At 67.9% G+C, this 3,151-nt stretch carries 4 protein-coding genes and 2 pseudogenes; 2 read left to right on the plus strand and 4 right to left on the minus strand.

Annotated elements, in window-relative coordinates:
* The 3 genes and pseudogenes from ABZZ74_RS53300 to ABZZ74_RS53310 all read right to left on the minus strand — a co-directional run.
* Positions 1-589, minus strand: a 589-nt coding sequence (locus ABZZ74_RS53300) for a group II intron maturase-specific domain-containing protein (RefSeq protein ID WP_356951330.1), incomplete at its 3' end; no start/stop codon positions are given.
* Positions 590-749: 160 nt separating this feature from the next.
* Entirely contained in the window at positions 750-983 is a 234-nt protein-coding gene (locus ABZZ74_RS53305) for a hypothetical protein (protein WP_356951333.1), read from the minus strand.
* Between the two features lie 16 nt (positions 984-999).
* Positions 1,000-1,236, minus strand: a pseudogene (locus tag ABZZ74_RS53310) (IS1182 family transposase); the annotation flags it as partial.
* A 271-nt stretch (positions 1,237-1,507) separates the two neighbouring features.
* On the opposite strand from ABZZ74_RS53310, the gene ABZZ74_RS53315 reads away from it, so the two are divergent.
* A complete protein-coding gene (locus tag ABZZ74_RS53315; RefSeq protein WP_356951331.1) occupies positions 1,508-2,224 on the plus strand; it encodes a hypothetical protein in 717 nt (238 codons plus the stop codon).
* Positions 2,221-2,502, plus strand: a complete 282-nt coding sequence (locus tag ABZZ74_RS53320; RefSeq protein ID WP_356951332.1) for a hypothetical protein — start codon at positions 2,221-2,223, stop codon at positions 2,500-2,502. Before ABZZ74_RS53315 ends, ABZZ74_RS53320 begins: the two co-directional genes overlap by 4 nt.
* 162 nt (positions 2,503-2,664) lie before the next feature.
* Here ABZZ74_RS53320 and ABZZ74_RS53325 read toward each other — a convergent pair.
* Positions 2,665-3,151, minus strand: a pseudogene (locus ABZZ74_RS53325) (hypothetical protein); the annotation flags it as partial.

Below are 3,151 nucleotides of genomic sequence, written 5' to 3' on the forward strand. Positions count from 1 at the left end.
AACCAAGCTGGCCGGGCCTACCGCCGGGCTGGCGGGATGTCAGGTCTGTGGAGCTGGCGTAAGACTGCTGGGCGTACCAACGTCCCTTGCCGTTAATTCGGGGCAGCTGCTGTCTGAGAAGTAGAAAGCTCAACCCGCGAGGGAAGAATCTCCCTGCTTCAGCTGGGGGAGAAGTCAACCGGGGGTGTTTGCGCCGTAGCCACCAGATGACCCGGCCCCAGACGTACGAGCTCAGGTACTGGAAGACGGCGCTGGATACTCCCGACCGGAAGTAGGCGCACCAGCCCCGCAGCATCCGGTTGAGACAGATGAGCAGGGTGTCGAAGGGCATGTCCGTGCCTGTTCTGCGGCACTGCGTCTTGACCTTGGCCATCACGGCCGCCAGGGCCTTGCGGGCCGGGTGGGTATAGACGTAGTGCTTGTCGGCGCCTCGCTTTCGGTGGCGCTGGATGCGCCAGCCGAGGAAATCAAGGCCCTCGTCAATGTGGGTGATCAGCGTCTTCTCCGGCGGCAGGCGCAGGCCCATCGAGGAGAGGACCTGGGCGGCCTCTTCCTTGAGCGCCTCCGCGTCGGCCTTGGTGCCCGACACGACCAGGCACCGGTGAGTCGGCGGCGGGAATCTCACCCGCCGCCGCTCGCAGAACTGTGCGGGAGCCTCTCGGCTCACACGGCTCCCGTCGCCCAGCCATCAGGCTTGAGGCCGAACCGCCAGTGGGCAAACATGTTGGGATACCGGCGGGCCGTGCCCGTCAGTAGTTCTCCCGCCCGCTTCTCCCGGCGGCGTAGTCGTTGTACTTCTGGCAAGCCCAGCCCACCAACATTCGGTTGATGCGCCGGAGGAGGGGATACGCACAGTCGTCGGCGTAACGGATCAGCTGGTAGTTCGGCAGTCCGCGACGGCGGCGTTTCTGGCGGTCGTTGAAGGTGCTCGCCGGACCTCCCGGGCCCCGGGCGATGTGCTCGTCCAGGACGGAGAGGGCCACGTTGCTGAGCAACGGGGGCCTGGCGGTCCGTCAGCCCCTCCTCGTATTGCAACACCGATACCAGCGCCAACGCCCCCGGCGATACCGCCGGACGACCCCGTGCGGCGAACGCATCGGCGAACGCATCGTCCTCAAACAGCGGGCCCAGCGTCTCCCGGATCCGCACCGCGAGAGTCCCCTTGGGAAACGCGGCCCGCACCACCCGGCCCGTCAGCTCCGGCACTCCCTGATCAGCCCGCGGCTCCAGCGACATCCTTCTCGGTCCTCCCGCCCACGACCACAACAACCATGGAGGACCAACGACACAGCCCCTGCTCGAATCACGCCTTCCTCAGCAGAGTCGTAAACGCCGGAGCACTGGCCAAGATCAAAGGCAGAGATGCTGTCGACGCCTGCCAGGCCGGGCACGGATCGGCCATGGAGTGGCCGGAACAAGCGAGCAGTAATCCGGACACTTCCGGCAAGAAATCGGCCGTTGTCAGGCCATACCTGGCACTCACCTGTTGTCAGGGAAGCCTGACGGCATGAAGAACACTGACCCTGACCCCGAGACCGACCGGTACGCCTACAGCCGCGCCGCCCTGGCCCGCCTCGTCCTCTCCTACGAACAGCGGCAGCTGGCCATGCAAGCCGCCGCCAACGTCCCGACCGATGACACCTACGCCACCCCCGGGATCCTGGTGACCCAGGCGCAGCGGCTGGTCGACCTGGCCCGTGAGGTGCTGACCCGGTCCGTCATCTACGAGCGCACCAACGGCACCAGCTGGGAGGAGATCGGGGAGGCCCTGGGCATCACCAGGCAGTCCGCCCACGAACGGTTCAAGGCGGCCATGGACGAGTGGGAGCTGAGCCTGGTCGAGCCGTTCCAGGAGGACGAGAACTGGCCCGTCCCCTGCATGCGCATCCACGCAGCCGCCTACGAGCCCACCTGGACCGGGCGCTGGCTCGACCAGTGGGTACGCGAGACCCTGCCCGCCTACCGCGACCAGGAATACCCCGTCAGCGGGCACCTCCAGCCGCTCTCCGCTGACGAGGAGATGCACCAGGTGGACGCCGCGATCAGACACCTGCACAGCAGCGGTGCCGGCCCCGCCGAACGCGCCGCGGTCTACGAACGCAAGGCCGCCCTCCTGGACCGCATCGCGGTTGAGGACGGCACGCCCGAGGCTGCCGAGCAGGCCGCAGAGACCCGTGCCCGCGCCGCGCAGCTCCGCGCCCAGGCGGAGGGAGAACACGCGTGATCCGCAGTCTCCTTCGACGTCGGCGCGAGCGCTGGGGGCCGACCAGCAGGCCCGGCACGTCCAAGCCCCAGCTGCAGCAGGCCGCGGACATCGCCATCACCGCAGCGGTGCGCGCACAGCGCTCCGAACCTGTAGCAGACCTGCACGTGGTGTTGGACGACACTCAAGATGCTGATGTAGCAGGCGTGGATGGGGCGTTGAGTGTGCTGATGGGTTCTATCGGTGGATCGCTTCGTGGGCGGCTTGCCGATGAGGAAGACCGACGAAAATACCTGTGACGCGGGCGGGTTGTCATCCCTTCGTTCCCCGTGAGGGACGTCCCTGATCAGGTGGTTGGGTCAGAAGTGCGGCCCGACATATGCCGGGTCGAAGGCGAAGCTCACGCTTGTGCCGCTGCCTTGCGCGGCAAGCGGGCTCGTCCCCTTGCCGTACAGCGGCATTCACCGGGTCGGGATGAACCCTCCCCGGACCGAGGGGGAGCCGCCGGAATCCCGCGCGTCGACGCGGTAGCCGTCGCCCGCGGCAGTGCGCACGCCGGCGCCGTTGTTGAACTGTGCGGCGAACTCATGGTTCCCGGCCGGCACGGTCAGGCCCGGTTTGAGGACCCAGCGGTAGACCAGTGCGCCGCCGGCCTGCTGGACGGTGACGGTGAAGTCATCACTCGGCAGGGTCTGCCAGGTGCCGGTGGTCTTCACCCCGCCGGTCTGCACGATCCGTATCTCGACCGTGAGCGAGGTGAGCGGCCGGGTCGTTTTGAGGGCGAGGTTGCTCTGCGTCCAGTAGATGGTGCTGCCCGGGCCGACCGAGCCGGCCGACCACAGCGGCCCGTTCTGGCTCTTGCCGGCGGTCGGCGATGGACTGGTGGCCGACGGCGGCGGCGAGGGGGTCGTGACGATGGCGGCGACGGCCAGGCCGCCGGTCGTCAGG

It is taken from the genome of Streptomyces sp. NPDC006476, from assembly GCF_040612015.1.
GTDB lineage: Bacteria > Actinomycetota > Actinomycetes > Streptomycetales > Streptomycetaceae > Streptomyces > Streptomyces griseorubiginosus_B.